The following is a 26114-nucleotide window of genomic DNA, read 5'->3' as shown; positions in this document are numbered from 1 at the left end:
GGAATCTGGCTTGAATTACTCAAATTCGGCGATGACCTCGACCTCGACAGGTGCATCCAGCGGCAGAACGGCAACGCCGACGGCCGAGCGTGCGTGCAAGCCTGCATCGCCGAGTACCTCGCCGAAGAACTCCGATGCCCCGTTGATGACGCCTGGCTGTCCGGTGAAGTCCGGTGCCGACGACACGAAACCGACAACCTTCACGATGCGCTTAATGCGATCTAGATCACCAATTTCGGCCTTGATGGCGGCTAGCGCGTTAAGCGCAGCGGTCTGCGCCTGGGCCTTCGCCTCCTCGGCCGAAACCTCGGCACCAACCTTTCCAACGGCTGTGAGTTCACCCTTAATCAGCGGAAGCTGGCCGGAGGTGTAGACATAGTTGCCGGTGGTAACGGCTGGCAGGTAGGCGGCTACCGGCTTTGCCACAGCTGGCAAGGCATGACCGAGCTCGGCCAGACGAGCCTCGACACGCGAGGAAGTAGCTTCTTGCATGGGATTTCTCCTTCAGTAAATGTTGTTGCTAGTTACGCTTTCGGACGCTTCATGTAGGCCACTGGAGATGAGCCGTTGGGGCCTGGAACCACGGTTACCAGCTCCCAGCCATCGTCACCCCACTGGTCCAAAATCTGCTTCGTAGCGTGAATCAAAAGCGGCAAAGTGGCGTATTCCCATTTAGTCATACTCGATACGTTAGCGCGTCCTTGTAAACTAGTGGGTATGGCAGCCAAGAAGTCCCCTTTTTTTGATACCGCTACCACCCTGGGAAAAGTCGTTGCATTCTTCGGAATCAGCGCCCTGTGTGGTGTGCTCGCAGCAGGCATGCTCGTGCCCATTGCCGCTATCGCAAAAACCGGTTTGACCACCGGTAACAACATCGTCAGCGCGCTCCCGAGCTCGTTTGAAAAGCTCCCCATCCCGGAGCCTTCCACGATCCTTGACGCTGATGGCAAGGCCATTGCGAACTTCTACCAGCAAAATCGCCAGCCTGTGAAGCTAGATGACATCTCGCCAAACATGCGCAAGGCGATCATCTCGGTGGAAGATGAGCGTTTCTACGAGCACAAGGGCATCGACCCCAAGGGCATCGCCCGTGCAGTAGTTGGCAACCTCACCTCTTCGAGCCGCTCTGGTGCTTCCACCCTGACCCAGCAGTACGTGAACAACCTGCTAGTGAATAACCAGGTGCTCACCGGTTCGGACGAATCCACTGTTTCCGGCCAGAAGGGCTACTCGGATAAGATCCGCGAGCTGAAGTACGCGGTGGCCATCGAGAAGGAAATGTCCAAGGACCAGATCCTGGAGGGCTACCTGAACCTGGTGCTCTTCTCGGGTCGCGAGTACGGCGTGCAGGCTGCCGCTCAGCACTTCTACTCAACCGATGCCAAGGACTTGAACGTGCAGCAGTCGGCCATGCTTGCCGGCATGGTCCAGCTGCCAAACGTCTACAACCCGATCAACAACCCTGAGCGATCCATCGACCGCCGCAACAAGGTGCTGGGCAACATGTACCGCACCGGCGCAATCACCAAGAAGGAATACGACAAGGCGGTGAAGTCGGACCTGGAACTGGATCCGCGCACGTCCCCTTCCGGTTGCACCGCGGCCAAGGAAAATGCCTACTTCTGCGACTACGTCACCAATCTGATCCTTTCCGATGACACCTATGGCAAGACCAAGGAAGATCGCGAAGGCCTGCTGTACCGTGGCGGCTTGACCGTCAAGACCACTCTGAACAGCAAGCTGAACAAGAAGGCCGCCAAGGACGCAGCGAAGGCTATCGATCCAAAGGCCAAGTCCAACACCGACATTTACTCCTCGATCGTTTCGGTCGAGCCGGGCACCGGCAAGATCCTGACCATGGCGCAGAACACCACCTACGGTCCGGAAGTCAAGAACTCGGGCGAGAACACCTATTACAACTTCGCTGTCGAGCGTTCCCTGGGTGGCGCTGGCGGGTTCCAGGGTGGTTCTACCATGAAGCCGTACACCACCTTGGGCTGGCTGTCCGAAGGCAACCGCATGTACGACAAGATCAATGCCAAGAAGCAGGTTTTCGTACCCGGCTCCAAGTGGCGGGCATCTTGCCTTCCCGGAGGAACGACAACTGTTGGTTCTAATTGGGAACCGAAGAATGCATCGCCAGGCTTCTACCGCTCGATGACCGTGGATACCGGCCTGTACTGGTCGATCAATACCGCGACCGTGCAGGAGGCCTACAAGACCGACCTGTGCACCATCGCCGATTACACCAAGAAGCTTGGCGTACTGGATCAGGGAGCCAAGGGCGGCCCTGCCCCGATCTCGCCTTCGAACCCTTCGTTCATCATCGGCTCGGCAGAAATCACCCCGCTGTCCCAGGCCGCCGCATTCGCTGCATTCGCCAATAAGGGCGAGTACTGCGAACCACGCGCCATCAACAGCGTGACCGACAAGGACGGCAACGAGTACAAGGTCAAGAAGGAATCCTGCTCCCAGGAAATCGACCCGACCTACGTTGCCGATCTGAACGGCACCCTGAAGAAGATCGCCACCAACCGCGTCTCCAAGGGCCGCGTCGACGGCCCAATCGCTGGCAAGACCGGTACCAACAACTACGCGTCCTCGACCTGGTTCGTCGGCTACACCACCGGAATTTCCACCGCCACCTGGGTCGGCCGACTCAAGGGCAAGGCCGGCGAAGAGAAGAACCAGATGCACGGCGCGATGGTCAACGACAAGAAGGCCCCTTGGATGGTCGATTCCTCGACCTTCGCCGCCCCGCTGTGGGTGGACTTCATGGAGGAGGCCGTGCACGAATACGAGCGGAACAACTTCGGTTCGGCCCGTCGCCAGCCGCCTCCGCCAAAGCCGAAGGAAGAAGACGATTCCAAGTCCGACTCGGATGAGAAGGACAATGACAAGGAAGAGTCGAAGGAAGATTCCAAGCCTAAGGAAGAATCCTCGCCGAAGCCCGACTCCGATAACAAGGGCAACGGAAACGGCAATGGAAACGGCAACGGCAAGAAGTCCGATGACTAGCTGAATATTCGAAAGGCCGCGTTCAACTTTGGTTGGACGCGGCCTTTCGGTTTAGATTGGCATAGGAGAACTCCACCAGAAGTTGCCTCCGGGCTTGAAAGGACGATGGCACAGAAGTCATGGTTGAACAGAATAATTTCGCTTCGGCATTACGTCATGCCAGCGGTACTGCGGCCCTTGCCGCCACCGGCGCTCTGGCCATCGGCGGAGCTCTGGTGGGCTATGGCATGCTGGAGGCCCAGAAGTTCGGGCTGCGCCACGAATCGCTTAAGGTCCTGCCCCGCGGATACGGCGACATCAAGGTCCTGCACCTTTCGGACATCCACATGGTTCCAGGGCAGGAAGCCAAAACCCAGTGGCTGCGCGGTCTGGCTGATCTGAAGCCCGACTTTGTCATCAACACCGGGGATAACCTCAGCCACCGCAAGGCCGTGCCGGCTTTGATCAAGGCGCTGGAACCGCTGATGGCTTTCCCTGGCGCCTTCGTTCCCGGGTCCAATTGCTACTACGCTCCGAAGCTGAAGAACCCGTTCAGGTATTTGGCTTCTTCCACCGGAACTCCCAACCCTGCCCCGCGCGACCAGTTGCCGTTCGAAGAAATGCACCGGGCCTTCGGCGGAGCCGGCTGGATCAACATGTCCAACCGTGCGCATTCCACGGTGCTCAATGGCCTGCGCCTGGATCTTACCGGCGTGGATGATCCGCACATCGACCGGGACCTCTTCGCTGGCTGGCCGCGTGGTTCCTCCTCAAGCAGCCAGGCGCCCCACGTGCGCATTGCGCTCACCCACGCGCCCTACCAGCGGGTTCTTGACCAATTCACCGAGGCGAAGGCTGATGTCATTTTCGCTGGCCACACCCACGGCGGCCAGGTGTGCATCCCGGGCTATGGCGCATTGGTCTCCAACTGCGATCTGCCTACGTGGCGCGCCCGCGGCCTGAGCGATTGGGAATACAACGGCAACACCGTTCCGTTGAATGTTTCCGCTGGCGTGGGCACCTCGCGCTTCGCTCCGATTCGCTTCGCCTGCCCGCCGGAAGCCATCATGGTTACCCTGGCTGCCCGCGACTAAGCCACGAAATTTCTTCGGGTAATCCCCGGTCAAGCACCTTCTTGGTGCTCGACCGGGGATTATTTGCCTCCAATGTGAAGCACTTCTTTCCAATAGTTGCCTATTGATTGAATTATCCCAACTACTGCCGGTAGTCTGTAACTCTGTCAAACTTCTGGATGAATGCGGGGTACCGTGGCTCAAGCTCAACAGGCCGGTTCGAAAGATCCGGTCCCGCTCTCCGCAACACTGAAACGGCTTGCTCCTTTCGTCAAGCCGATCTTCCCCCGGCTCTTTTGCGGTTTCCTCTGCGCGCTCGGCGCCGGAATTGTCGCGCTGGCCATCCCCCAGGTGCTCGCCTGGCTGGTCAATGTCGTCCTGCATCGTGATGGGGCAGCCTCGGAGGTGTGGCTCTCTGTTGGCATCGTTGCCGCATTGGGCCTTGTCGAAGCCCTGCTGATCTTCCTGCGCCGCCAATTCGTGCTGAATCCCGCAGCAGGCCTTGAAGCGCAGATGCGCATCCGCTTCTACAAGCACCTGCAGCGCCTGCCCGTGGCGTTCCACGAACGCTGGGGCTCGGGGCAGCTTCTCTCCCGCTCCATGTCGGATCTCTCCTTGTTGCGCCGTTGGCTCGCGTTCGGCGCGATGATGCTGGTTGTTGAAACCGTCACCGTCATCACCGGGCTGGTGCTGATGTTCACCCATTCATGGATCCTGGGACTGCTCTACCTGCTGGGATCCATCCCGATTGCCATCAAGGCCTACCGTTTCCGCAACGACTACCGGGCCGCCAGCCGCCGCAGCCAGGACCAGGCTGGGGACCTGGCCACCGCGGTGGAAGAATCAGTGCACGGTATCCGCGTCATCAAGGCCTTCGGCCGCGGGCCGCATGTCTACGCGGGCTTCAGCGCCCAGGCAAAGTCGCTGCAGGAAACCGAAATAACCAAGGCCAAGACGCTGGCCAGCTTCCTGCTCACCGTCGTTGCGGTGCCTGAAACCATTCTGGGCATCGGCTTGCTCATCGGCATTGCCCAGGTCGCCAACGGCACGCTGAGCGTCGGCTCGCTGGTGGCCTACTTCGCCATCGCCGCGGTCATCGCCGGCCCCGTCGAGGGCATGGGAATGCTGCTGGGCATGACGCTGAGCACCAAAACTGCGCTGGACCGCCACTTCGAGGTCATGGATTCAATCAATGACATCGATTCCCCCGCGCAGCCCCGGGTCCCTGCAGAACGCGATGGCAGCGTGAAGCTGGAGCATGTGCGCTTCGCCTACCCGGATACCGCCGGTACCCACCGGCCGATCCTGGCCGACATCAACTTGGAGATCCGTCCCGGGGAAACCATGGCCCTTGTCGGCATCACCGGTTCAGGCAAGTCCACCTTGCTGAACCTGGTTCCGCGCCTGCATGAAGCGACCGCCGGCGAGGTGCTCATCCACGGACAGGACGTCAAGGACTGGGACCTCCGGGAACTGCGAACCGAGATCGCTGTAGCTTTCGAGGACACCACCTTGTTCTCCACCTCCATCCGCGGCAACGTGCTGCTCGGCGCCCCGGAAAACCTGGATGAGCAGCAGCGCGAAGCCCTGCTCGCCGAGGCCCTGGACGTCGCCCAGGCGCAGTTTGCCTACGCGTTGCCCGAAGGGGTAGAGACCTTGATCGGCGAGGAAGGCCTGTCGCTATCGGGCGGGCAGCGCCAGCGCATCGCCTTGGCCCGCGCCATCGCGGCGCGCCCGAGCGTGCTGGTCCTCGACGATCCGCTGTCCGCCCTGGATGTGCGCACCGAGGAACTGGTCACCGAGAGGCTGCGCGAAGTCCTGGCCGGAACCACCACGCTGATCGTGGCCCACCGGCCCTCGACCGTGATGCTCGCCGACCGCGTGGCGCTGCTGCGCGATGGCCGCATCGACGCGGTGGGAAGCCATGCCCACCTGTTGAGCACCAATGAGCATTACCGATTCGTCATCGCCAGCCTGGATGACGAAGACCAGCCAGCCACCGTGGAGGTCTCCCGATGAGCAAGCCACTGGGCGTCGCCAATGAAGACACCATCAAGCTCTCTGCCGCCGAGCGCAAGGTCGTGCGGCAACGTTCCTTCCGGTTGCTGGCCTCGCTGGCCGTGCCGCAGAAGAAGCTGTTCGTCCTCACCGTGGTGCTGGTGCTGTTCTCCAACGCGGCACGCGTGCTGCTTCCGGTGCTGATCGCCTTCTCGATCGACTGGACCCTGCCGCAGGTGCGCGAAGGCAACTGGGGCGCCCTGGGGATGACCGGGGCCGGATACATCGTGTGCGCCGTGCTCAGCGGCGTGCTGCTCTCCTGGTACATCACCAGTGCGGCGAAGATCTCCCAGGCGATGCTCCTGGATCTGCGCCAGCAGGTCTTCCGCCATACCCAGCGGCTGAGCCTCGAATTCCACGAGAACTACACCTCCGGGCGGATCATTTCCCGGCAGACCTCCGATCTGGAAACGCTGCGCGAGCTGCTCGATCAAGGCGTCTCGGAACTGGCCTCCTCCTGCGTGTTCGTGGTCTTCACCCTGGTCTCGATTTTCTTCCTCGACTGGCGCAGCGGCCTGGTGGTCTGCGTGGCCGTCCTTCCGGTAGCGATCCTCTTCTTCTGGTACCAGCGCCGCTCCGAGCTGCTCTACCGCGAATCCCGCGTGGTCTCGGCCAAGGTCATCTCCACCTTCGTGGAAACCATGACCGGCATCCGCGCGGTCAAGGCCTTCCGCCGCGAGGAAGCCAACGACGCGAACTACTCGGATCTCGCGGAGCAGTACCGGGTGAACTCGGTGCGTTCCTTCAACCTCTTCGGCGTCCTGCAGCCGGGACTGGTCCTGATCGGCAACCTGACGGTGGCGGCATTGCTGGCCTACGGCGGATTCCGCATCATCGACGGCACCATGCAGGTCGGTGCGATGGTGGCCATCCTGCTGGCCTCCAAGCGCCTGTTCCAGCCAGTCGAGCAGATCGCCATGTTCTATTCCTCGCTGCAGTCGGCCACCGCCGCCTTGGAGAAGGTTTCGGGGCTGCTGGAGGAAGAACCGACGGTGCGCGAGCCTGCGGCCCCTCGCACCATCCGCAAGGTGGCCGGCGAGCTGGTCTTCAAGGATGCGGTCTTCGGCTACGGCGAGGGCCCGGTGATCATGGAGGAATTCGACCTGCGGATCCCGGCGGGCCAAACGGTGGCCGTGGTAGGCCAGACCGGTGCCGGCAAGTCCACGCTGGCCAAGCTCATTGCCCGCTTCTACGACCTGCGTTCGGGCACCTTGGAACTGGATTCGGTGCCGATCAACGAGCTGTCGAACAAGGAACTGCGCCAGCACGTGGTGATGGTCACCCAGGAGGCGTTCCTCTTCTCCGGATCGGTGGCCGAGAACATCGCGCTGGGCCGGCCGGGCGCCTCGCCGGAGGATATCGAGTCCGCCGCCCGTGCGGTCGGCGCCCACGAGTTCATCATGGATCTGCCTGAGGGCTACGGCACCGACGTGAACAAGCGAGGCGGACGGGTCTCGGCCGGCCAGCGCCAACTGATTTCCTTTGCCCGCGCCTTCCTGGCCGATCCTGCGGTGCTGATCCTTGATGAGGCCACCAGCTCCCTGGATATCCCTTCGGAACGGGCAGTGCAGCGCGGACTGCAAACCCTGCTGGGCAACCGCACCGCGCTGATCATCGCGCACCGCCTGTCCACCGTGCAGATCGCGGACCGCGTGCTGGTGGTCCACGATGGCAAGATCACCGAGGACGGCACCCCAGCGCAGCTGATTGCCGATGAGGGGCGCTTCGCGGCCCTGCACAAGGCGTGGAAGGACTCGCTGGTCTGATCCCGTCCAGGACAGCGCAAAGCCCTCCGCAGATCACTTCGATCAGCGGAGGGCTTTGCCGTGCGTGGTTGTTCTTCGCCTGCGCCTAGGCGCTGAAGACCTGGCCGGTGAGCCGTTCATAGGCCTCGATGTAGCGGGCACGGGTCTTCTCGATGATTCCGGCTGGCAGCTGAGGCGGTTCTTCGCCCGAGTTCTTGTCCCAACCCGATTCGGCGGAGGTCAGCCAGTCGCGGACGAACTGCTTGTCGAAGCTGGCCTGCGCCTGGCCCGGCTTGTAGGATTCGGCATCCCAGAAACGCGAGGAATCCGGGGTCAGCACCTCATCGCCCAGGGTGATCTCGCCCGTGGCCGGATCAGCTCCGAACTCCACCTTGGTATCGGCCAGGATGATGCCGCGCGCGCGGGCGATCTGCTCGGCCTGCTCGTACAGGGCCACGGTCTTCTCGCGCAGCGTCTCGGACACTTCGGCGCCAACGCGTTCCACGGTCTGCTCGAAGGAGATGTTCTCGTCGTGCTCCCCCACCTCGGCCTTGGCCGATGGGGTGAACAGCGCCGGTTCCAGACGCGAGCCATCCACCAGTCCTTCCGGCAATGGCAGCTCGCACACGGTCTGCGAGGCCTTGTATTCGGCCAGGCCCGATCCGGTCAGGTATCCGCGGGCGATGCACTCGATCGGGTACATCCCCAGCTTCTTGCACACCATCGCGCGTCCGGCCACCTCGGCTGGAACATCGGTGGAGATGACATGGTTGGCGAAGTCGCCCAGCTGCTCGAACCACCAGAGGCTGAGCTGGGTGAGCACCTTGCCCTTGTCCGGGATTTCGCTGGCCAGCACGAAGTCGTAGGCGCTGATGCGGTCGGAGGCCACCACGAGGACACGGTCGGTGCCTTCGAAGCTGGCGCCCGCAGGCACGTACAGGTCGCGTACCTTGCCCGAGTAGTAATGGTCCCAACCTTCTAGGTCGAGCACTTCAGTCTGGAATCCTGCCATGAGTTCTGTAGTCCTCTACTTGCTTTCGTTGGCGATGGCGATTTCGCCGCGTTCGGCCTTCAACGCAATGTCGGTGCGCGACTGGGCACCGTCCCAGCTGATCTCGGCAACCCCGGCGTACGCTGCGGCGCGGGCCGCGGCGAGGCCATCACCCAGGCCCACCACGGCCAGTACGCGGCCACCGGAAACAATGATGTTTCCTTCAGCATCCGCGGAAGTTCCGGCATGCATCACGTGCACGCCGTCAATTCCGTTGGCTGCCTCCAGCCCGGAGATCACCGCTCCCTTGACCGGGGTGTCCGGGTAGTTCTCGGCGGCGATGACCACATCAACTGCGGTCTGCGCGGACCAGGTCAGCTGCTCGGCATCATCGAGCCGGCCCTTGGCGGCAGCCAGCAGCACACCGCCCAGCGGAGTCTTCAGCCGGGCAAGGACAGCCTGGGTTTCCGGGTCGCCGAAGCGGGCATTGAACTCGATGACGCGGATGCCGCGCTTGGTGATCGCCAAGCCGCAGTACAGCACGCCGGTGAACGGGGTGCCGCGCTTTTCCATTTCGCGCAGGGTCGGATAGGCGACGCGGTCCATGACCTCGTCGACGAAGCTCTCAGGCAGCCATTCCAGCGGCGAGTAGGCACCCATGCCACCGGTGTTCGGGCCTTCGTCGTTATCGAAGATGCGCTTGAAGTCCTGTGCCGGGGCCAGCGGAACAGCATGCTTGCCATCGCAGATGACAAACAGGGAAACTTCTGGGCCATCGAGGAATTCTTCGATCACTACGGTTCCGCCGGCGGCAAAACAGGCTTCTGCGTGCTCCAGCGCTTCGTGGCGATCGCCGGTGACCACGACGCCCTTGCCGGCGGCCAGGCCATCGTCCTTGACCACATACGGCGCACCGAAGTCATCCAGCGCACTGGCGGCTTCCTCGCGGTTAGTGGCCACATGGGCCATGGCGGTGGGAACCTCAGCGGCAGCCATGACGTTCTTGGCAAAAGCCTTGGACGCTTCGAGCTGCGCGGCAGCCTGGGTCGGGCCGAAGACCGGGATCTGCGCTGCGATCAGCGCATCGGAAACACCGGAAGCCAGCGGCGCTTCGGGGCCGACGACCACCAGATCGCTGCCCAATTCCTGGGCGAGCGCGACGACTGCGGCAGGGTCCTGCGCATCGATCGCGTGGGTAGTGACGTCCTGTGCGATACCGGCGTTGCCGGGGGCGCAATGAACTTCGTTGACGTAGGGGTCTGCACTCAGTGCACGGACAATTGCATGCTCACGGCCGCCTGGGCCAATAACCAGTACCTTCACCCGGTCGAGTTTACCGGAGATCCAGCGGGTCAACCGCGTCTATGACGCGCAGGCATTAGCCGCAGGCCCCGTCCATCTGGCCGCCCGCCTGGCACCGGGCCGCTGGGCGAATTCGGCGCCAGCAAGCCCAAAGCGCCCCCTGGAAGTCTTCGGCACAGCATCATGCCGGCATCCAACCGGCGCTGCGTTGGCTGAACTAGAGTTGGCATGGCTGGATTTCTTGGTTTTCCAGATCCACAGTAGATGCCCAGCGCACGCAAATATGACGTTTCTCCGTCATTGAGAGAAAGTGGAATCGACCCATGGCAATCAAACGGCGCGTTGATGAAACCGCTGGCCGAGCGGCCCTGCGCGAATGGTCCGGAACCACGCAGGGACAAGGAAAAATAGCCCGCCCGGTGCTCGCCACCGCGGTGCGCTTTTCGCTGGAGGAGCTGGCCTCCCGCGCCGAGGGCAACTCGGTCGAGGTACGCGTTCCGCCCTTCGGTGTGACTCAGTGCATAGCGGGTCCCCGGCACACCCGCGGAACACCCCCGAACGTGGTCGAAATGCCTGCTGAACTCTGGCTTTCCCTCGCTACTGGGCGTATCGGCTGGGCCGAGGCCTTGCAGACTGGGCAATTGCATGCCTCGGGACTTAGGGCAGACTTGTCAGCGCACCTACCACTTATTGAGTACCCTTAAGGGTATGGAGCAACACCCCGCTACCCCGTCTTCTGCCGATCAGAGTGTTGAAGTGCATATTCACTCGTCGCCCAAGTTCTGGCCGTTCATTTTGACTTTCGCGGTCCTTGGCGCGCTAGCCGGTCTCATCATTGGCCTGCTTGGCGAACCATCGCAGGATTACACCCGCACCTCGGCGTCCGGATTCTTCGCCATATTCGGTGCAGGCCTGGGCGTAGGCATCGGCGCATTGGCGTATGTGATTGTTGATCGCGTGACCTCACGCAAAACCACCAAGCATCTGGCAGTTCCTCTGGCCGAGGACACTGACTCCAGCGGACTACAAGGCTAGGCAGCTTTTCTCCTGAATTAGAAGAGCAGGCGGCCGCGCACCTGGCCGCCACCCACCACATTTTTGGTCGGTGTCGACCAACTGGAACATGAGAGAATAACCAACATGGCGCGTGGCGATGGATTCTTAAATCACGACCTGCTTCCAAACGAAAAGGGGCCGCAGGATGAATGCGGCGTTTTTGGCGTTTGGGCTCCTGGCGAAGAGGTCGCAAAACTCACCTATTACGGCCTGTATGCCCTGCAGCACCGCGGACAGGAATCCGCTGGTATTGCCACGAGCGACGGTGCGCGTATCAACGTCTACAAGGACATGGGCCTGGTCTCCCAGGTGTTCGACGAGAATACGCTGAACTCCATGGTCGGCCAGCTGGCTATCGGCCACTGCCGCTACTCGACCACCGGCGCCAGCCACTGGGCCAATGCGCAGCCGACCTTGGGCCCGACCCAGGCCGGTACCGTCGCCCTGGCCCACAACGGCAACCTGACCAACTCCGCTGATCTGGCCGATATGGTCTCTGCCAAGCAGCAGGCCGAAGGCGGCAAGGTCCGCGGCGAACTCGCCCAGGGCAACACCACCGACACCGCTTTGGTCACCGCCTTGCTGGCCGGTTCCGAAGGCCAGTCACTCGAAGAAACCGCGCTGGAGCTGCTGCCGAAGATCGAAGGCGCCTTCTGCTTCGTCTTCATGAACGAGGACACCCTCTACGCAGCCCGCGACCCGCATGGTGTTCGCCCGCTGGTCCTGGGCCGGCTGGACCGAGGCTGGGTTGTTGCTTCGGAGCAGCCTGCACTGGCTACCGTTGGCGCCTCGTTCATCCGCGAAATCGAACCCGGCGAAATGATCGCCATCGACGAGAACGGCGTGCGTTCCACCCGCTTCGCCGAAGCCACCCCCAAGGGCTGCGTCTTCGAGTACGTCTACCTGGCTCGTCCCGATGCTGCCATTGCCGGCCGCTCGGTCTACGAATCCCGCGTGGAAATGGGCCGCCAGCTGGCCCGCGAGAACAGCGCGGACGCGGACATCGTGATCCCGGTTCCGGAGTCCGGCACCCCGGCCGCCATCGGCTACGCCGAGGAATCGGGCATTCCATTCACCCACGGCTTCGTGAAGAACGCCTACGTGGGCCGTACCTTCATCCAGCCATCGCAGACCCTGCGCCAGCTGGGCATCAAGCTCAAGCTCAATGCGCTGGAAACCGTGCTGCGCGGCAAGCGCGTCGTGGTGGTCGATGATTCGATCGTCCGCGGCAACACCCAGCGCGCGGTGGTGCGCATGCTGCGCGAGGCCGGTGCCGCCGAGGTGCATGTGAAGATCTCCTCGCCTCCGGTCAAGTGGCCTTGCTTCTACGGCATCGACTTCGCCTCGCGTGCCGAGCTGATCGCCAACGGCGCTGCCGTGGCTGAGATCGCGACCTCCATCGGCGCGGACTCCTTGGCCTACATTTCCGAAGACGGCATGATCGAAGCGACCCGCCAGCCGCGCGAGCGCCTGTGCACCGCGTGCTTCACCGGCGAGTACCCGATCGCCTTGCCGAACGAGGAGCGCCGCGGCAAGAACCTGCTGGAGCGCAGCAACCAGGGCGGCTGCGAGCCGGGTCCTGATGCCGAGTTCGAAACCAACAGCTAATCCCCTCCACGATCCCAACCATCTCGTTGCAAAGGGCGCCGGAAATGCGGCGCCCAGAACAGAAAAGGAACCGACTGCCATGAGCGGCAATGATCAGCAGCCAACTTCCATCACCTATGCCGGTGCCGGCGTTGACGTTGAGGCCGGTGACCGTGCCGTTGAGTTGATGAAGGGCGCGATCAAGGCAACCCACACCGCGGGCGTTGTCGGAGGGGTCGGCGGCTTCGCCGGGCTCTTCGATGTATCGTTCCTGACCGGTTACAAGAAGCCGTACTTGGCTACCTCCACCGACGGGGTAGGCACCAAGGTTGCCATCGCCCAGAAGCTGGACATCCACGACACCATCGGCCAGGACCTGGTCGGCATGGTGGTCGACGATATTGTCGTGGTGGGCGCCAAGCCTCTGTTCATGACCGACTACATCGCCACCGGCAAGGTCGTCCCGGAGCGCATCGCGGATATCGTGCGCGGCATCGCGGAAGGCTGCAAGCTGGCCGGCACCGCGCTGGTTGGCGGCGAAACCGCGGAGCACCCGGGCCTGCTGGCCGAGGACGAATACGATGTTGCCGGTGCTGCTACCGGTGTCATCGAAGCTGACCAGCTGCTGGGCCCGGAGCGCGTGCGGGCCGGCGACGTCGTCATCGGCATGGCGTCCTCGGGCATCCACTCCAACGGCTACTCGCTGGTGCGCCGCGTCATCGCCCACGCCAAGTGGGAGCTGGAACGCGAAGTTGCAGAGTTCGGCAAGACCCTGGGCGAGGAACTGCTGGTTCCGACCCGCATCTACACCACCGCTTGCCTGGATCTGGTGGGCGAGCTGAACGACGGCGAGAACTTCGGCGTGCACGGCTTCAGCCACGTCACCGGTGGCGGCCTGGCTGCCAACCTGGCTCGCGTGCTGCCCCAGGGCCTGATGGCCCGTGTGGACCGCTCGACCTGGTCCCTGCCAGCAGTCTTCTCCACCATCGCCCAGCTGGGCAACGTGCCGCAGCCTGACCTTGAGCGCACCCTGAACCTGGGTGTGGGCATGGTTGCTGTTGTTGATCCAGCTGTAGCTGATCGTGCCGTAGAGCTGCTGAACAAGGCTGGCATGGGAGCTTGGGTCATGGGCGGCGTCGAGAATATCGATCCAGCGGCAGTCGATGCCGGACTGGACTACGTCCAGGGAGCCAAGGGCGTTGACGGCGGCGCAGTGCTGCTGACCGGCAACTACGCCAAGTAGTACTCGCAGGATCCGCTTCCTTGCCGATGCGCCGCACTGATCCCAGTGCGGCGCATCGGTTCTTTAACGCCATCGCCATGCGAATGGGGATGCAGGGTTGACCGGAGCCCTCTTGCCCGGCTTCCAGGCGCCAGGCAATGCTGCCGGTGGTGCTGCACCAGTGCGAGCTTCCTGCCGGGCTGAGTGCCCAGAGCAGCATTTGGCACGCTTCATTGGTGTCCCTTGCGGGACGAAATACCGGCCTGCTAGTCCAGTTGCTTCAGGGCGTGCTCCAAAGGCACACGCCAGCGCCAGGTTGCTTTTTGTTCACCGCGGACGTGGCCGTTGGTAATCAGCGCCACCGGCAAATCCCGCTTGACGAAGTTCAACAGGATCTTGTACCCGCTCATCACTGCAAGGGAGGAGCCCAGCACCAAGAGCGATGTGGATTCCGCTTCCAGTGCCGCAATGCGTTCCTTGCGTTCAACCGGAACGTTCTCGCCGAAATACACCACATCAGGCTTCAGGGCCAGCGAGCCGCAGCTCAAGCAGGCCACCATGTTGAACCGGTCAACCAGATACTGGGGCAGCTCCACATCCCCATCGGGGTTCACCGCGCTGGGGTCGATTTCCACGGCTTCCAAATAGCCTTCGTTGGCCGCCTGCAGGCGCAGATCAAAGTCATTGCGGTTCTCGCTGTACCCGCAGTCCAGGCAGCGGACGATCGACAAGTCGCCATGGACCGGAATGACCCGTTTGGATCCGGCCTGCTGGTGCAGCCCGTCAACGTTCTGCGTAATGATTCCACTGATTTTCCCGTGCTCTTCCCACTGCACCAAGCGCTGGTGAATGTGGTTAGGCTCGGCTTTGTCCATATGGCGCCAGCCGACGTAGCCACGGGCCCAATAGCGCTGCCGGGCTTCAGGACGGAATCGGAATTCTTGATAGGTCATCGGCCGGTGGCGCTGCAATGAACCGTTGGGTCCCCGGTAGTCGGGGATTCCGGAATCGGTAGAAACACCGGCTCCGGTGACCACCAGGACCCCGCCAGCGGAAAGCATTTGGCGCACCCCGGCACGCGCTTCAGCTTCCGGGGATTCAGGTGCCTGCTGCTCGACAATGCGCTGCATCGACCGGATGGCCGAATGATGCGCCATCTGGATGGATAGCTCTTCTGGAGTGCTCACGTTCCACCTAACAATTACTGGGCACGACAAAGGCCGCAACGACTAAAAGCTAATTTAGCTTAGTCGCTGCGGCTTGTCGCAAAATGTACTGAAGAGCTGTACCACTCAATGCTTAAGGTGTGGCACTCTGAGCCAAGGACTCCCGGCATCAGAAGACGAGGCTACTCGTCTTCGTCATCTCCCGAGTACTTCTTAGTCAGCTCGTCGTATTCCGAATATTCTTCGTCATACGATGAATCATTACGCTCAGTGTTCTGAGCATGATGATCGGACTGAACGCCCAACTCGCGTTCAAGTGCCGAAAGGTCAGTGGACGGCGAGTAGTACTTGATATCTCGCGCCTGACGCTGTGCTTTAGCCTTTTGACGGCCGCGCCCCATGGCGTGACCCCCTCTTTTCAGTAGAGTCGGGAGGTGGTCCACCTTGAAAAGATGAAGGCCCCCGAATATGTGATCAGTTCTTTCGTAATTAAAGGTTAACACGATTCACCGGCGAGCGCTGAATGCAACACCCTCCGAAACCGCTAGACTGTCGATTAGTCCAACGACTATGTATTGAGCCGGCGAGCGATCGCCCGACCCAACCACGAAGGAGCTCAACAGGTGGTGGAAAACAATCTGCCCGAGCCGCAGGCGGCTTTGCCGCCATTGCAGCCAGAACCGGAGAAGCCCAAGCGTCAAAGTGCCCAATGGGCCTTGATGATTGTCGCCGTTCTCGCACTGGCCGCGGCAGTGGTTTTCGTGGTGTTGAGACTAGTGGATCCCCCTGCTTCGCCAACTGCGAACAACGTGGAGCGCAACGAGAATCCAGGCCTCGACGGCATTGTTGCCACCGAGATGCCTCCAACCCAGTTGGAGCAAGGCGACTGCCTGCGCGGATTCAATTCACCACTGGATCCGCAGACGGTCGTAACCTGTGATTCCTCCCACAATGCCCAACTGATCGGCATCTTCCAGGTCACTGGCGAGGAGTACCCGGGAGCCAACGTGCTGCTCACCCAATCCGAAGACCTGTGCAAATCGGTGTCACTGGATCCTCGTGCAGGGCTGGACTCCACCTGGACCTATCACTTCTCGCGTCCCTCGGAGAGCACCTGGGGCCAGGGCGACCGCACCGTTTCGTGCTTCCTGAGCCTGTCCGAGGGCGACGTCCGCAACTCGTTGCTGCCAGAGGGCGCTACGGATGGAGAATCGGAGAACTCCGAAGAGGAGCCGTCCAAGGCACAGGAGACCACCGACAGCTAAGTCTGCGTTCAGGAAAAATGGCGAGGGCATGAACGGGATTCCATCCGTTCACGCCCTCGCCATTGCCAGGCTCCTAGGCCTTCTTGGCAACTTTGAGCTTGTCGCCAACTTCGTCCAGGGTGACCCCTACAGTATCCCCGTCCTGCACCGTTCCAGCCAGGATCTCCTTGGCCAGCCGGTCTCCGATCTCGCGCTGCACCAGGCGGCGCAGCGGACGAGCGCCGTAGGCAGGATCGTAACCGGTCAGGGCCAGCCAATCGCTGGCGGCCTGATCCACCTCCAGGTTCAAGCGGCGGTCGGCCAAGCGCTGTGCGAGCAGGTCGATCTGCAGCTTGACGATGCTGCCCAGCTCTTCGATGCTCAATGGGTCGAAGAGGATGACCTCATCGAGACGGTTCAAGAACTCCGGCTTGAACGATGCATTGACCACGCTCATCACCGCTGACTTCTTGGCCTCGTCTTCCATGCTCTGGTCCACCAGGAACTGGGAACCCAGATTCGAGGTGAGGATCAGAATGGTATTCCTGAAGTCCACGGTGCGGCCCTGGCCATCGGTCAGCCGCCCGTCATCGAGCACCTGCAGCAGGATATCGAATACTTCCGGATGCGCCTTTTCCACCTCGTCCAGCAGAATCACCGAGTACGGGCGGCGGCGCACAGCTTCGGTCAGCTGCCCGCCCTCTTCATACCCTACGTAGCCCGGAGGGGCACCGACCAGGCGCGAAACCGCATGCTTCTCCGAGTATTCGGACATGTCGATCCGCACCATCGCCCGTGGATCATCGAAGAGGAAGTCAGCCAGGGACTTGGCCAGCTCGGTCTTGCCGACACCGGTAGGACCCAGGAACAGGAAGGATCCGGTAGGCCGGTTCGGGTCGGCAATGCCGGCGCGGGTACGGCGAACGGCGTCAGAGACAGCGGCAATAGCCTGCTTCTGCCCCATCAGGCGCTGCCCGATGATTTCTTCCATATCCAGCAACTTCTGGCTTTCGCCCTGCAGCATGCGCCCGGCCGGAATACCGGTCCACGCCGAGATGACTTCTGCAATGTCATCCGCGGTGACTTCCTCGGCAACCATGGTGTGCGTATCGGCCTTATCGGCTTCGGCAGCTGCCGCCGCATCCAGTTCCTGCTGCAGCGTTGGGATCTCCCCGTAGAGCAGGCGAGAGGCCTGCTCCAGGTCGCCCTCGCGCTGGGCCTTGTCGGCCTGGCTGCGTAATTCGTCGAGCCTGACCTTCAGGTCACCGACGCGGTTCAAGCCAGCCTTCTCGGCTTCCCACTGGGAGTTCAGCGCGTCCAGCTGTTCCTTCTTGTCGGCCATGTCCTTGCGCAGCGCATCCAGGCGTTCCACCGAAGCTGGATCCGTTTCATCGGACAGCGCCAGCTCCTCCATGGTCAGCCGGTCCACCTCGCGGCGCAGCTCATCGATTTCCTCCGGAGCCGAGTCGATCTCCATGCGCAGGCGGCTAGCGGCCTCATCAACCAGGTCGATGGCCTTGTCTGGCAGCTGGCGGCCGGAGATGTACCTGTTGGACAGCGTGGATGCTGCCACCAAGGCGGAGTCCGCAATGGAAACCTTGTGGTGCGCCTCGTAGCGCTCCTTCAACCCACGCAGGATGGCAATGGTGTCATCCACGCTGGGCTCACCGACATACACCTGTGCGAAGCGGCGTTCCAGGGCGGGATCCTTCTCGATGTTCTCGCGGTACTCGTCCAAGGTAGTAGCACCAATCAAGCGCAACTCGCCGCGGGCGAGCATTGGCTTGAGCATGTTCCCCGCGTCCATGGCGCCTTCGGAGGCTCCGGCGCCGACCACGGTGTGGATCTCGTCAATGAAGGTGACAATCTGGCCGTCCGAAGCCTTGATCTCTTCCAATACCGACTTCAGCCGCTCTTCGAATTCGCCACGGTACTTGGCGCCGGCGACCATGGCGCCCAGATCCAGCGAGATCAGGGTCTTGCCACGCAGGGATTCCGGCACGTCGCCCGCGATCATGCGCTGGGCAAGCCCCTCAACTACAGCGGTTTTGCCAACGCCTGGCTCGCCGATCAGCACGGGGTTGTTCTTGGTTCGGCGGGAGAGCACCTGGACCACGCGGCGGATCTCGCGGTCGCGGCCGATGACTGGATCCAGCTTGCCCGAGCGCGCCAGGGCGGTCATGTCGGTGCCGAACTTCTCCAGGGACTGGAAGGTGGCCTCCGGATCCGGATTATCGACCTTGCGGTCGCCGCGGATGGTGGGCAAGGTGCCCACCAGCAGTTCGCGGGTGGCCCCGAATTCGCGCAACGCGTCGCCGGCCTTGGTCTGGTCTGATGCCAAGGCGATAAGCAGGTGCTCGGTGGAGACGTAGGTGTCCCCCATTTCTGCGGCAGCCGCTTGGGCGTTGCTCACAACCTGCAGCAGCTGTCGGGAGTACTGGGCCTGGGCCACTGAACTGCCGGAGCTGGAAGGCAATGCGTTGATGACAGCGCTTGCCTTGATCGAAAGCGCGTCGACATCCAATCCGGCGGTCTTCAGGAGGGCGACTGCGACGGAGTCGCGCTGGTCCAGCAAGGCCTTCAGCAGGTGCGCAGGTTCAATCTGCGGATTGCCTGCGGTTGAAGCGTTCATCCCGGAAGCCGAGAGAGCTTCTTGGCTCTTAGTGGTGAGTTTGGTGTCCACGCGCATCCTTTCTCTAATTGGGTGAACCCATAAACTTGAGTGTACTTAACTCAACTCTACTCGCACTCTTCGTATTCCAGCTAGAGCAAGATTTTCGAAAGATTTTCTATTTCACTTGCCCCAGAGGCAAAATCCCTTGTCACTAACGATTTGCCGACTTAAGATAAGGCATGGTCAACCCGGATTCCAAAGACATTTTTTCACTGACCCACGATGATATGGTCCAAGTTTTCATCGATCAGCACCGGCAGATGCTGCTTTCCTGCACCGGCGGACTGAGTGAAGCCGAAGCCAGATTGAAGTTGGTTGAATCCAAGACCACGCTGCTCGGGCTGGTGAAACATGCGATCTTCGTGGAACGGGTCTGGTTCGGTGAAGCAGCCACCGGCCGGAGCCGTGCAGAGCTGGGCATTGCCTCTTCGCCCAGCAAATCATTCGACTTGGAGGCTTCCGACACCATCGATTCGATTCGGCACGAATATGCCCAAGCCATCGAACTGTCGCATCAAGCAGTCGAAGGCAAAACAGGAGATGACGTCTTCTCAGGCAACCGGCGTGGACCGCTGCCGCTGCGCTGGATCCAGCTGCATATGCTGCGTGAACTGGCACAGCATTGCGGACACGCAGATATCCTGCGTGAACAAATCCTGGCCGCGCGGAAATAGCGTGCCGCCCTCAACCGGTAGACTCCGGGCATGCCATTAGAACTCCACCCGCTTCCCGCTGAAGAATTCCATTCGTGGATGGCACGAAGTACCGCCGAGTACGTATCGGACCTTGTTGCCGCTGGCAGTTCCCAGCACAAGGCGCAGGAAGATGCAGACCGGGCCATGACCCGGGCCTTTCCCACCGGATTGCCAAGTTGCACCAATGCGGTATTCACCCTGGAGCATGGCATTTTCGGCGATGTGGGCTATGTCTGGATCGGCCACGACACCTCAGGCGATCCGGCTTCATGGTGGGTTTGGGACATAGTTGTCGACCCCGGGCACCGCGGCAAGGGGTTCGGACGCCAGGCCATGAATTTGGCCGAAGAATACGCCCGTGCCCACGGCGCACGTACCCTGGGGCTGAATGTGTTCGGATTCAACCAGAGCGCTCGCGGCCTCTATGAATCGCTTGGATATGAAACCACCAGCATCAAGATGCGCAAGTCGCTCTAGCAGCGCCTAGTTCCTGCCCCTAGCCCACGTTGCTCCAAGCAAAGTGCATTCTTCGAATTGCTATTGACGCCTACCCAACTGCACAAAGACAAAGTACATTACAGATCATCATGACATCCACGGACCAAGATTTTTCCAGAAGCATCGCATCAGGATAAGCTGGTAGAACGTAAGGGAGTATTCATAATCGTTGAATCCGTCAATACGCAGGACTTCATGGTCCTGCCGGGTTTTGCGGCCAGCCCCGGGGTCGGTGAAGAGACTTACTCAGATGCGTTCGCGCGCTACTTACGAAAGCAGGAATCCCTATGGGAGTTTCCCCTATGATTTGGGGCATCACGCTTGTCGTGATTCTCGCCCTTCTGGCCTTCGACTATTTCTTCCACATCCGCAAGGCCCACGTTCCATCGCTGCGTGAAGCAGCCATCTGGTCCAGCATCTATGTTGGCTTGGCCCTCGTTTTCGGTGTGCTGGTGCTGGTCTTCGGCGGAATCGACATGGGTGCCGAGTACTTTGCCGGCTACATTACCGAGAAGGCCCTGTCGGTCGACAACCTGTTCGTCTTCCTGATTATCATCGCCAGCTTCCGCGTACCCCGCGAAGACCAGCAGAAAGTCCTGCTCTTCGGCATCGTCTTCTCGCTGATCGCACGTACCGCCTTCATCTTTGTCGGCGCGGCGCTGATCAACCAGTTCGCTTGGGTCTTCTACCTGTTCGGCCTGATCCTGCTGTTGACCGCAGGCAACCTGCTGAAGAAGGATGACGAATCCGATGAGGCCAACAACTTCATCATCCGGATCGCCAAGAAGCTATTCCACACTACCGACAACTATGACGGCGACAAGCTGTTCACCAAGATCGATGGCAAGAAGGTCCTGACTCCGATGCTGCTGGTCATGGTGGCCATCGGCGGTACCGATATTCTCTTCGCTCTGGATTCCATCCCTGCGATCTTCGGACTCACCCAGAACGTCTACATCGTGTTCACGGCTACCGCCTTCTCGCTCATGGGACTGCGCCAGCTCTACTTCCTGCTCGACGGATTGCTGGACCGCTTGATCTACCTGTCCTACGGGTTGGCAGCAATCCTGGCATTCATCGGCGTGAAGCTGATCCTGCATGCACTGCACGAGAACAACTTGCCATTCATCAATGATGGTGAGCACGTGATGGTCATTGAAATCAGCACCGGCCTGTCGCTGAGCGTCATTATCGGCGTCCTGGTGCTGACAATTCTCGCTTCGCTGTTCAGCAAGGCAGGCAAGGCCCAGACTGCCATCGGCAACCTGCGCCGCCATGCCAACAGCTACAACGACCTGAGCTACACCTCGGACGCGGTCGAACGCGAACGCATCTACCGCGCCTTGGTGGAGGAAGAAGCGTATGTGAAAACCATGGAAAAGAAGTACCGCGACAAGGCCAAGGACGTGGACAAGATCCGTGTCGAGGTCGCCGAAGCGCACCGCCAGCACGATGAGTACCTCAAGAGCTGATCAGGTTCGTACATAAAGCGAATGGCTGCCAACCCCATCAAGGGTTGGCAGCCATTCGCTGTCTTGGCGCAGCCTAGCGGCGAACACCGCCGATGAAATAGTCCGAAGGCACAATGACCTTGCCCAGAGGCATCAGGGAAACCGGGATCATCTTCAAGTTTGCGATCCCCAGCGGGATGCCGATAATCGAAATGAACATCGGGATCGCGGTTACCACGTGCCCAACGGCAATCCAGATACCAGCAAAAATGATCCAGATGATGTTGCCGAGGGTGGAGAACGCGCCTACCGGGCCGTTGTCGACCACGGTGCGGCCAAACGGCCACAGCGCATAGCCGGCAATGCGGAACGAGGCGATGCCGAATGGAATGGTCACGATCAGCACGCAGCAGATGATGCCTGCCAACACGTAGCCCAAGGCCAGCCACAGGCCGCCGAAAAGCAGCCAAATAATGTTGAGAATACCGCGCACTAAATCAGTCATGGTTATATTCTCTGTCTTTTGCCTGTTTTACTCCATCGGGGATCCCCCCGATTTTCTTCTAGGGGTGTCCAATCCCCTACCGTTCGGCAAGCATCGAAGCAGCTTGCTCGGATAGGATTAATCATCATGAGCGAATCGAGCGAGCAGCAGCGCCCAGCCCACGGCACTGCCCCTAGGAACCCAGACCTTTTCCGTGCCGAGCCGGTATCCTTCGTGCGCCGCGGCAACCGCCTGCAGGGCCGCCGTGCCAGCGCCTGGGAGCGCAATGCCGATCAGTACGTCATTGAGCCGCCCCGCAAGATCGCCGACACTTCGGTTGCCGATGACTTCCAGCTCGATCCTGCCGAGGCTTTCGGACGCACCGCACCGCTGATCGTGGAGATCGGCACCGGCCTGGGCGAATGCATCGCCAACGCCGCCAAGGATGATCCCGAGCGCAACTACCTCGCCGTTGAGGTCTACCGTCCGGGCCTGGCCCAGCTGATGCTGAAGGTCGAGTCTTTCGGCATCGCCAACGTCCGCGCAGTGCAGGCCAATGCCCCAGAGGTTCTGGATGTCATGCTGGACGAGAACAGCGCCGATGAGATCTGGATCTTCTTCTCAGATCCATGGCACAAGCCGCGCCACCATAAGCGTCGCCTGATCAAGGCCTCGTTCCTGGACAAGGTCTCCCGCGTGCTCAAGCCGGGAGGCACCCTGCGCTTGGCCACCGACTGGTCCAACTACGCCGAGCAAATGCGCGAAGTCCTCGAAGCCCATCCGGACTTCGAAAACCAGCATCATGGCAATCTGTCCGGCACTGAGAGCAACCTGACCAAGGTGCGCCGCGAGGGCATGGAAGGCTTCGACCCCGAGCCAGAATTCACCGATGCCCAGGGTGGCTGGGCCCCGCGTTTCGAGCGCCGGATCCTGACCAGCTTCGAAGGCAAGGCGCTCAAGGCTGGTCGTCTGGTCTTCGATCTGGCGTACACCCGCATCGGCTAGTCGCCGAAATAAAGCATTGAAGAGGCCATGGAATCCATAGGATGGATTCCATGGCCTCTTCTTCTGCGCAAAGTCTGCACTACGCCCAAGCTCCGAGAATGGACTATGCCGGGGTGCGGCTAGAACAATTGTCAATGGACCACGCCCCGGATCTGATCCAGCTCGCAGCCAACGGCCAGTTGGATGAAGCGTGGTTTGCCACCACTCCATCGGCCGAATCCATGCGCTTGGATATCCAGCGCCGCTTGGCATTGCAGGAAACTGGCGAGATGGCTCCCTTTGCGATCATCGACCTGTCCACCGGCAAAGCGGTGGGGGCCACGACTTACTTGAATATCGACGCGGCAAATCACCGCGTGGAAATCGGCTCAACGTTCCTGGCCATGCCAGCCCAAGGCACCGGGATCAATCCAGCTGCCAAGTTCATGCTGCTGCGCCGGGCTTTCGAGGAACTGGATTGCTATTCAGTGGCTTTCTGCACGCACTGGCACAATGCCGCTTCACGCGCCGCGATTGCACGGCTCGGCGCCAAGCAGGATGGCGTGCTGCGCAATCACAAATATGATCCAAAGAGCGGCACCCTGCGCGATACGGTGATGTTCTCAATACTCCCGCACGAATGGCCTGCCGTGCGCACCCAATTGGAAGCGCGCTTGGCCCGGCACGGACGGATCTAGCGTCCGATAGCGCGGCGCGCGGTAAACAGCGTCACGGTCGGTTCACGGCGTTCAGGGCGCATGCCCCTAGCCAACGAAACGATGTCGCCTCCAGCGGTGCCCGCAGCGAAGATGCGAGATTGGCCCTGGCGTACGGCGGAAAGTTCTTGGCGAAGCCCATTGACTTCGGTTTGCAGATAGGCGACTTGATCTTGCAGGTCCAGGATGCGCTTGATGCCCTCGAGCGAGACGCCTTCCTTGCTCAGGGCCTGCACCTGGCGCAACAGTGATACGTCGCGCTGCGAGTAGCGGCGTTGCTTTCCGCTCTGGCGGCTGGGCGAAACCAAACCAATGCGGTCATACTGGCGCAGCGTCTGCGGATGCATGTCTGCAAGTTGCGCGGCGACGGAAATGACGAAGACAGGTCGCAGGTACTCCCCGTTCACGTTGCTTCTACCACCTTTCTGCAAGGACCTTGGATTCGGTCCCTATTGCCTTCGAGTCTATCTTCCCTGCCCAGCCAATTCGATGACGGGGCAGGGAAGACAGCCTATTGGGTTCAGAGCTTGGCTTTGGCAGCCAAATCCACTCGTGGATCCTCGCCCTCGGTGGCTGATGCGAAGTCCTCCACGGCCTTCTTTGCAGCATCCGAGAGGTTCTGCGGAATCGCGACATCCAGTACGATCAGCAGATCGCCGGTGGCCTTGGAGGTCTTCACGCCGCGGCCCTTCAGACGCAAGGTGCGCCCGGAGTTGGATCCAGCGGGAACCTTCACCGCAACGGAATCCCCGTCCAGGGTCGGTACGTGGATCTTTGCTCCAAGCACCGCTTCAGCGAAGGTCACCGGCACGTGGATGCGGATGTTGTTCTCTTCGCGCTTGAAGAACGGGTGCTCGCTGACCTTGACCTTGACCAGCAGGTCGCCGTTGCCGGCAGCACCAGGCTGGCCCTTGCCGCGCACGCGCACCGACTGGCCATCCTTGATGCCCGCCGGTATGCGCACGTCAATGACCTCGCCATTCTGCTCGCGCAGGCCAATGGTGGTGCCCTTAATTGATCCGGAGAAGGAAATCGTGGTGCTCGCCGTGCGGTCAGCACCCTTGCGCGGTGGTGCGCTCTGGCCGAAGCCGCCGCCACCGAAACCGCCGCCACCACCGAAGAGGTCGGAGAAGTCCGGCTGTCCGCCGCGGCCACGTGGGCCCGCTCCGCCGCCTCCGAAGAGGTTGGAGAAGATGTCCTCGAAGCCGGCTTGCCCGCCGGGGCCGCCCGGTCCGCCACCAGCAGAGAATCGCGCTCCGCCGCCCATGGCGCGGATCGCGTCGTACTGCTCGCGCTCTTCCTTGTCCGAAAGCACCGAGTTGGCTTCGGAGATGTCCTTGAATTTCTTTTCAGCGGCCGCATCACCCTGGTTGGTATCCGGGTGGTACTTGCGCGCAAGCTTGCGGTACGCCTTCTTGATGTCCGCCTCGCTGGCGTCCTTGGAGACGCCCAGAATGGCGTAAAAGTCTTTTTCGATCCAGTCCTGACTTGCCATCAGGGCCCCATCCTTTCAGTGCCAATTCGACACTGCCCACTGTCGAAGACTCGGCAGTGGGCAGTATCGATTGTGCTATTCGTGGCTATTCGCCGGTTGCTACCAGCACCTGAGCTGCACGCAGGATGATGGTTCCCTTGCGGTAACCGGTGCGCAGCACCTGTCCCACGTGGTCGGCTGGAATCTCGTCAACAGCCTGGCGAAGCAGGGCTTCGTGGATGTTCGGGTCGAACTCCACGCCGGCCTCGTTGATGCGCTCCAGGCCATGCTGAGCCAGAATTCCATCCAGCTTGTTGGCGATCGATGCGAACGGGCCGTCGGCGAGGTCGCCGTGGGCTCGTGCCGCATCGATGTCGTCAAGCACCGGAAGCAGGGTGTTGAGCACGGACTGCACGGCGTTTTCACGCGCTACGGCCCGGTCGCGTTCCACGCGCTTGCGGTAGTTGACGTATTCGGCCTGCAGGCGCAGCAGGTCGTTGCGCAGTTCGGTTTCCACCGCACCGGCCTCTTCCGGCTGCGCCGAATCGGCTTCAGCGCCAGCAGCAGCTTCGTTCAGGATCGCCTCGGCCTGACCCAGGGCGTCAGCGGTTGGCTGCTCGTTGGCGGCCTCTGGCTGGTTCTCCGGCTCCTGGCCGGAGTTCTCGTTCTGGTCCTTTGCCTCGGACATATTCCTAAA

Annotated in this window: 25 protein-coding genes; 14 read left to right on the top strand and 11 right to left on the bottom strand. The window is 61.2% G+C overall.

Annotation, left to right across the window (positions count from 1 at the left end):
- Positions 1 to 15: 15 nt before the first annotated feature.
- On the bottom strand, positions 16 to 492 hold the full coding sequence (locus CQ012_RS14600; protein ID WP_105656982.1) for a RidA family protein: 477 nt from the start codon (positions 490 to 492) through the stop codon (positions 16 to 18).
- Between the two features lie 32 nt (positions 493 to 524).
- Positions 525 to 680, bottom strand: a complete 156-nt coding sequence (sp36, locus tag CQ012_RS18065; protein WP_013349841.1) for a Sp36 family protein — start codon at positions 678 to 680, stop codon at positions 525 to 527.
- A 37-nt stretch (positions 681 to 717) separates the two neighbouring features.
- Here sp36 and CQ012_RS14595 point away from each other — a divergent pair, with 37 nt between their 5' ends.
- The 4 genes from CQ012_RS14595 to CQ012_RS14580 all read left to right on the top strand — a co-directional run bounded on the left by CQ012_RS14595 (position 718) and on the right by CQ012_RS14580 (position 7894).
- The gene (locus CQ012_RS14595) at positions 718 to 3018 is read left to right on the top strand and encodes a transglycosylase domain-containing protein (protein ID WP_105656983.1); all 2301 of its coding nucleotides are present in this window, start codon (positions 718 to 720) and stop codon (positions 3016 to 3018) included.
- A gap of 119 nt (positions 3019 to 3137) precedes the next feature.
- A complete protein-coding gene (locus CQ012_RS14590; protein WP_105662533.1) occupies positions 3138 to 4091 on the top strand; it encodes a metallophosphoesterase in 954 nt (317 codons plus the stop codon).
- A gap of 174 nt (positions 4092 to 4265) precedes the next feature.
- The gene (locus tag CQ012_RS14585) at positions 4266 to 6089 is read left to right on the top strand and encodes an ABC transporter ATP-binding protein (RefSeq protein ID WP_105657084.1); all 1824 of its coding nucleotides are present in this window, start codon (positions 4266 to 4268) and stop codon (positions 6087 to 6089) included.
- The gene (locus tag CQ012_RS14580; protein ID WP_105656985.1) at positions 6086 to 7894 is read left to right on the top strand and encodes an ABC transporter ATP-binding protein; all 1809 of its coding nucleotides are present in this window, start codon (positions 6086 to 6088) and stop codon (positions 7892 to 7894) included. The genes CQ012_RS14585 and CQ012_RS14580 overlap by 4 nt, the downstream gene beginning before the upstream one ends.
- Positions 7895 to 7979: 85 nt before the next feature.
- On the opposite strand, the gene CQ012_RS14575 is transcribed toward CQ012_RS14580, so the two are convergent.
- Together CQ012_RS14575 and purD are read right to left on the bottom strand one after the other, a co-directional pair.
- Positions 7980 to 8885: a phosphoribosylaminoimidazolesuccinocarboxamide synthase gene (locus tag CQ012_RS14575; RefSeq protein ID WP_105656986.1), complete on the bottom strand. Its 906-nt coding sequence runs from the start codon at positions 8883 to 8885 to the stop codon at positions 7980 to 7982.
- A 15-nt stretch (positions 8886 to 8900) separates the two neighbouring features.
- Positions 8901 to 10187: a phosphoribosylamine--glycine ligase gene (gene purD / locus CQ012_RS14570; RefSeq protein ID WP_105656987.1), complete on the bottom strand. Its 1287-nt coding sequence runs from the start codon at positions 10185 to 10187 to the stop codon at positions 8901 to 8903.
- A 302-nt stretch (positions 10188 to 10489) separates the two neighbouring features.
- On the opposite strand from purD, the gene CQ012_RS14565 reads away from it, so the two are divergent.
- From CQ012_RS14565 to purM, 4 genes are all read left to right on the top strand, one after another.
- Positions 10490 to 10870 carry a sterol carrier family protein gene (locus CQ012_RS14565; protein ID WP_105656988.1) on the top strand — a complete coding sequence of 127 codons (381 nt, stop codon included), beginning with the start codon at positions 10490 to 10492 and terminating at the stop codon, positions 10868 to 10870.
- 52 nt (positions 10871 to 10922) lie between these two features.
- Positions 10923 to 11201 (top strand): hypothetical protein, encoded by a 279-nt coding sequence (locus CQ012_RS14560; RefSeq protein ID WP_181148810.1) that lies wholly within the window; start codon positions 10923 to 10925, stop codon positions 11199 to 11201.
- Positions 11202 to 11306: 105 nt separating this feature from the next.
- On the top strand, positions 11307 to 12830 hold the full coding sequence (gene purF / locus CQ012_RS14555) for an amidophosphoribosyltransferase (protein ID WP_105662531.1): 1524 nt from the start codon (positions 11307 to 11309) through the stop codon (positions 12828 to 12830).
- Positions 12831 to 12909: 79 nt separating this feature from the next.
- The gene (gene purM / locus CQ012_RS14550) at positions 12910 to 14052 is read left to right on the top strand and encodes a phosphoribosylformylglycinamidine cyclo-ligase (RefSeq protein ID WP_105656991.1); all 1143 of its coding nucleotides are present in this window, start codon (positions 12910 to 12912) and stop codon (positions 14050 to 14052) included.
- A 245-nt stretch (positions 14053 to 14297) separates the two neighbouring features.
- Here purM and CQ012_RS14545 read toward each other — a convergent pair whose 3' ends face one another.
- On the bottom strand, positions 14298 to 15188 hold the full coding sequence (locus CQ012_RS14545) for a Sir2 family NAD-dependent protein deacetylase (RefSeq protein WP_105657085.1): 891 nt from the start codon (positions 15186 to 15188) through the stop codon (positions 14298 to 14300).
- Between the two features lie 191 nt (positions 15189 to 15379).
- Entirely contained in the window at positions 15380 to 15598 is a 219-nt protein-coding gene (locus tag CQ012_RS14540; protein WP_105657086.1) for a DUF3073 domain-containing protein, read from the bottom strand.
- A 222-nt stretch (positions 15599 to 15820) separates the two neighbouring features.
- On the opposite strand from CQ012_RS14540, the gene CQ012_RS14535 reads away from it, so the two are divergent.
- The gene (locus CQ012_RS14535; protein ID WP_105656992.1) at positions 15821 to 16462 is read left to right on the top strand and encodes a septum formation family protein; all 642 of its coding nucleotides are present in this window, start codon (positions 15821 to 15823) and stop codon (positions 16460 to 16462) included.
- Between the two features lie 73 nt (positions 16463 to 16535).
- Here the strand turns inward: CQ012_RS14535 and clpB are convergent, their stop codons facing one another.
- Positions 16536 to 19124, bottom strand: coding sequence for an ATP-dependent chaperone ClpB (gene clpB, locus CQ012_RS14530; protein WP_105657087.1), 2589 nt, complete (start codon positions 19122 to 19124; stop codon positions 16536 to 16538).
- Positions 19125 to 19294: 170 nt separating this feature from the next.
- On the opposite strand from clpB, the gene CQ012_RS14525 reads away from it, so the two are divergent.
- The 3 genes from CQ012_RS14525 to CQ012_RS14515 all read left to right on the top strand — a co-directional run bounded on the left by CQ012_RS14525 (position 19295) and on the right by CQ012_RS14515 (position 21780).
- A complete protein-coding gene (locus CQ012_RS14525) occupies positions 19295 to 19789 on the top strand; it encodes a DinB family protein (protein WP_105656993.1) in 495 nt (164 codons plus the stop codon).
- Positions 19790 to 19819: 30 nt separating this feature from the next.
- Positions 19820 to 20287, top strand: coding sequence for a GNAT family N-acetyltransferase (locus CQ012_RS14520; protein WP_105656994.1), 468 nt, complete (start codon positions 19820 to 19822; stop codon positions 20285 to 20287).
- 308 nt (positions 20288 to 20595) lie between these two features.
- A complete protein-coding gene (locus tag CQ012_RS14515) occupies positions 20596 to 21780 on the top strand; it encodes a TerC family protein (protein ID WP_105662530.1) in 1185 nt (394 codons plus the stop codon).
- Between the two features lie 73 nt (positions 21781 to 21853).
- Here the strand turns inward: CQ012_RS14515 and CQ012_RS14510 are convergent, their stop codons facing one another.
- A complete protein-coding gene (locus tag CQ012_RS14510) occupies positions 21854 to 22264 on the bottom strand; it encodes a YccF domain-containing protein (RefSeq protein WP_105656996.1) in 411 nt (136 codons plus the stop codon).
- 126 nt (positions 22265 to 22390) lie between these two features.
- Here CQ012_RS14510 and trmB point away from each other — a divergent pair, with 126 nt between their 5' ends.
- Together trmB and CQ012_RS14500 are read left to right on the top strand one after the other, a co-directional pair.
- A complete protein-coding gene (gene trmB / locus CQ012_RS14505; RefSeq protein ID WP_105656997.1) occupies positions 22391 to 23248 on the top strand; it encodes a tRNA (guanosine(46)-N7)-methyltransferase TrmB in 858 nt (285 codons plus the stop codon).
- Positions 23249 to 23298: 50 nt separating this feature from the next.
- On the top strand, positions 23299 to 23925 hold the full coding sequence (locus CQ012_RS14500; protein ID WP_105657088.1) for a GNAT family N-acetyltransferase: 627 nt from the start codon (positions 23299 to 23301) through the stop codon (positions 23923 to 23925).
- Here CQ012_RS14500 and CQ012_RS14495 read toward each other — a convergent pair.
- From CQ012_RS14495 to CQ012_RS14485, 3 genes are all read right to left on the bottom strand, one after another.
- Positions 23922 to 24350: a heat shock protein transcriptional repressor HspR gene (locus CQ012_RS14495; protein ID WP_105656998.1), complete on the bottom strand. Its 429-nt coding sequence runs from the start codon at positions 24348 to 24350 to the stop codon at positions 23922 to 23924. The genes CQ012_RS14500 and CQ012_RS14495 overlap by 4 nt on opposite strands.
- Before the next feature lie 113 nt (positions 24351 to 24463).
- Positions 24464 to 25438, bottom strand: coding sequence for a DnaJ C-terminal domain-containing protein (locus CQ012_RS14490; protein WP_105656999.1), 975 nt, complete (start codon positions 25436 to 25438; stop codon positions 24464 to 24466).
- An 85-nt stretch (positions 25439 to 25523) separates the two neighbouring features.
- Positions 25524 to 26105 (bottom strand): nucleotide exchange factor GrpE, encoded by a 582-nt coding sequence (locus tag CQ012_RS14485; RefSeq protein WP_105657000.1) that lies wholly within the window; start codon positions 26103 to 26105, stop codon positions 25524 to 25526.
- Between the last annotated feature and the right edge of the window lie 9 nt (positions 26106 to 26114).

Source organism: Arthrobacter sp. MYb214 (assembly GCF_002979865.1).
Classification (GTDB): Bacteria; Actinomycetota; Actinomycetes; order Actinomycetales; family Micrococcaceae; genus Glutamicibacter.
The sequence above is the reverse complement of the archived record's forward strand: the minus strand, read 5'-3'. Positions and strand labels throughout refer to the sequence as shown.

Excerpts from the sequence above, each read along its gene's own strand:
- CQ012_RS14540 (WP_105657086.1), bottom strand. The coding sequence starts at position 15,598 with ATGGGGCGCGGCCGTCAAAAGGCTAAAGCACAGCGTCAGGCGCGAGAT.
- CQ012_RS14580 (WP_105656985.1), top strand. The coding sequence starts at position 6,086 with ATGAGCAAGCCACTGGGCGTCGCCAATGAAGACACCATCAAGCTCTCT.
- CQ012_RS14575 (WP_105656986.1), bottom strand. The coding sequence starts at position 8,885 with ATGGCAGGATTCCAGACTGAAGTGCTCGACCTAGAAGGTTGGGACCAT.
- CQ012_RS14520 (WP_105656994.1), top strand. The coding sequence starts at position 19,820 with ATGCCATTAGAACTCCACCCGCTTCCCGCTGAAGAATTCCATTCGTGG.
- sp36 (WP_013349841.1), bottom strand. The coding sequence starts at position 680 with ATGACTAAATGGGAATACGCCACTTTGCCGCTTTTGATTCACGCTACG.
- purF (WP_105662531.1), top strand. The coding sequence starts at position 11,307 with ATGGCGCGTGGCGATGGATTCTTAAATCACGACCTGCTTCCAAACGAA.
- CQ012_RS14545 (WP_105657085.1), bottom strand. The coding sequence starts at position 15,188 with ATGGCGCATCATTCGGCCATCCGGTCGATGCAGCGCATTGTCGAGCAG.
- CQ012_RS14510 (WP_105656996.1), bottom strand. The coding sequence starts at position 22,264 with ATGACTGATTTAGTGCGCGGTATTCTCAACATTATTTGGCTGCTTTTC.
- CQ012_RS14490 (WP_105656999.1), bottom strand. The coding sequence starts at position 25,438 with ATGGCAAGTCAGGACTGGATCGAAAAAGACTTTTACGCCATTCTGGGC.
- CQ012_RS14565 (WP_105656988.1), top strand. The coding sequence starts at position 10,490 with ATGGCAATCAAACGGCGCGTTGATGAAACCGCTGGCCGAGCGGCCCTG.
- CQ012_RS14595 (WP_105656983.1), top strand. The coding sequence starts at position 718 with ATGGCAGCCAAGAAGTCCCCTTTTTTTGATACCGCTACCACCCTGGGA.
- CQ012_RS14500 (WP_105657088.1), top strand. The coding sequence starts at position 23,299 with ATGGCCTCTTCTTCTGCGCAAAGTCTGCACTACGCCCAAGCTCCGAGA.
- trmB (WP_105656997.1), top strand. The coding sequence starts at position 22,391 with ATGAGCGAATCGAGCGAGCAGCAGCGCCCAGCCCACGGCACTGCCCCT.
- CQ012_RS14600 (WP_105656982.1), bottom strand. The coding sequence starts at position 492 with ATGCAAGAAGCTACTTCCTCGCGTGTCGAGGCTCGTCTGGCCGAGCTC.
- CQ012_RS14590 (WP_105662533.1), top strand. The coding sequence starts at position 3,138 with ATGGTTGAACAGAATAATTTCGCTTCGGCATTACGTCATGCCAGCGGT.
- purM (WP_105656991.1), top strand. The coding sequence starts at position 12,910 with ATGAGCGGCAATGATCAGCAGCCAACTTCCATCACCTATGCCGGTGCC.
- CQ012_RS14485 (WP_105657000.1), bottom strand. The coding sequence starts at position 26,105 with ATGTCCGAGGCAAAGGACCAGAACGAGAACTCCGGCCAGGAGCCGGAG.
- CQ012_RS14525 (WP_105656993.1), top strand. The coding sequence starts at position 19,295 with ATGGTCAACCCGGATTCCAAAGACATTTTTTCACTGACCCACGATGAT.
- CQ012_RS14515 (WP_105662530.1), top strand. The coding sequence starts at position 20,596 with ATGGGAGTTTCCCCTATGATTTGGGGCATCACGCTTGTCGTGATTCTC.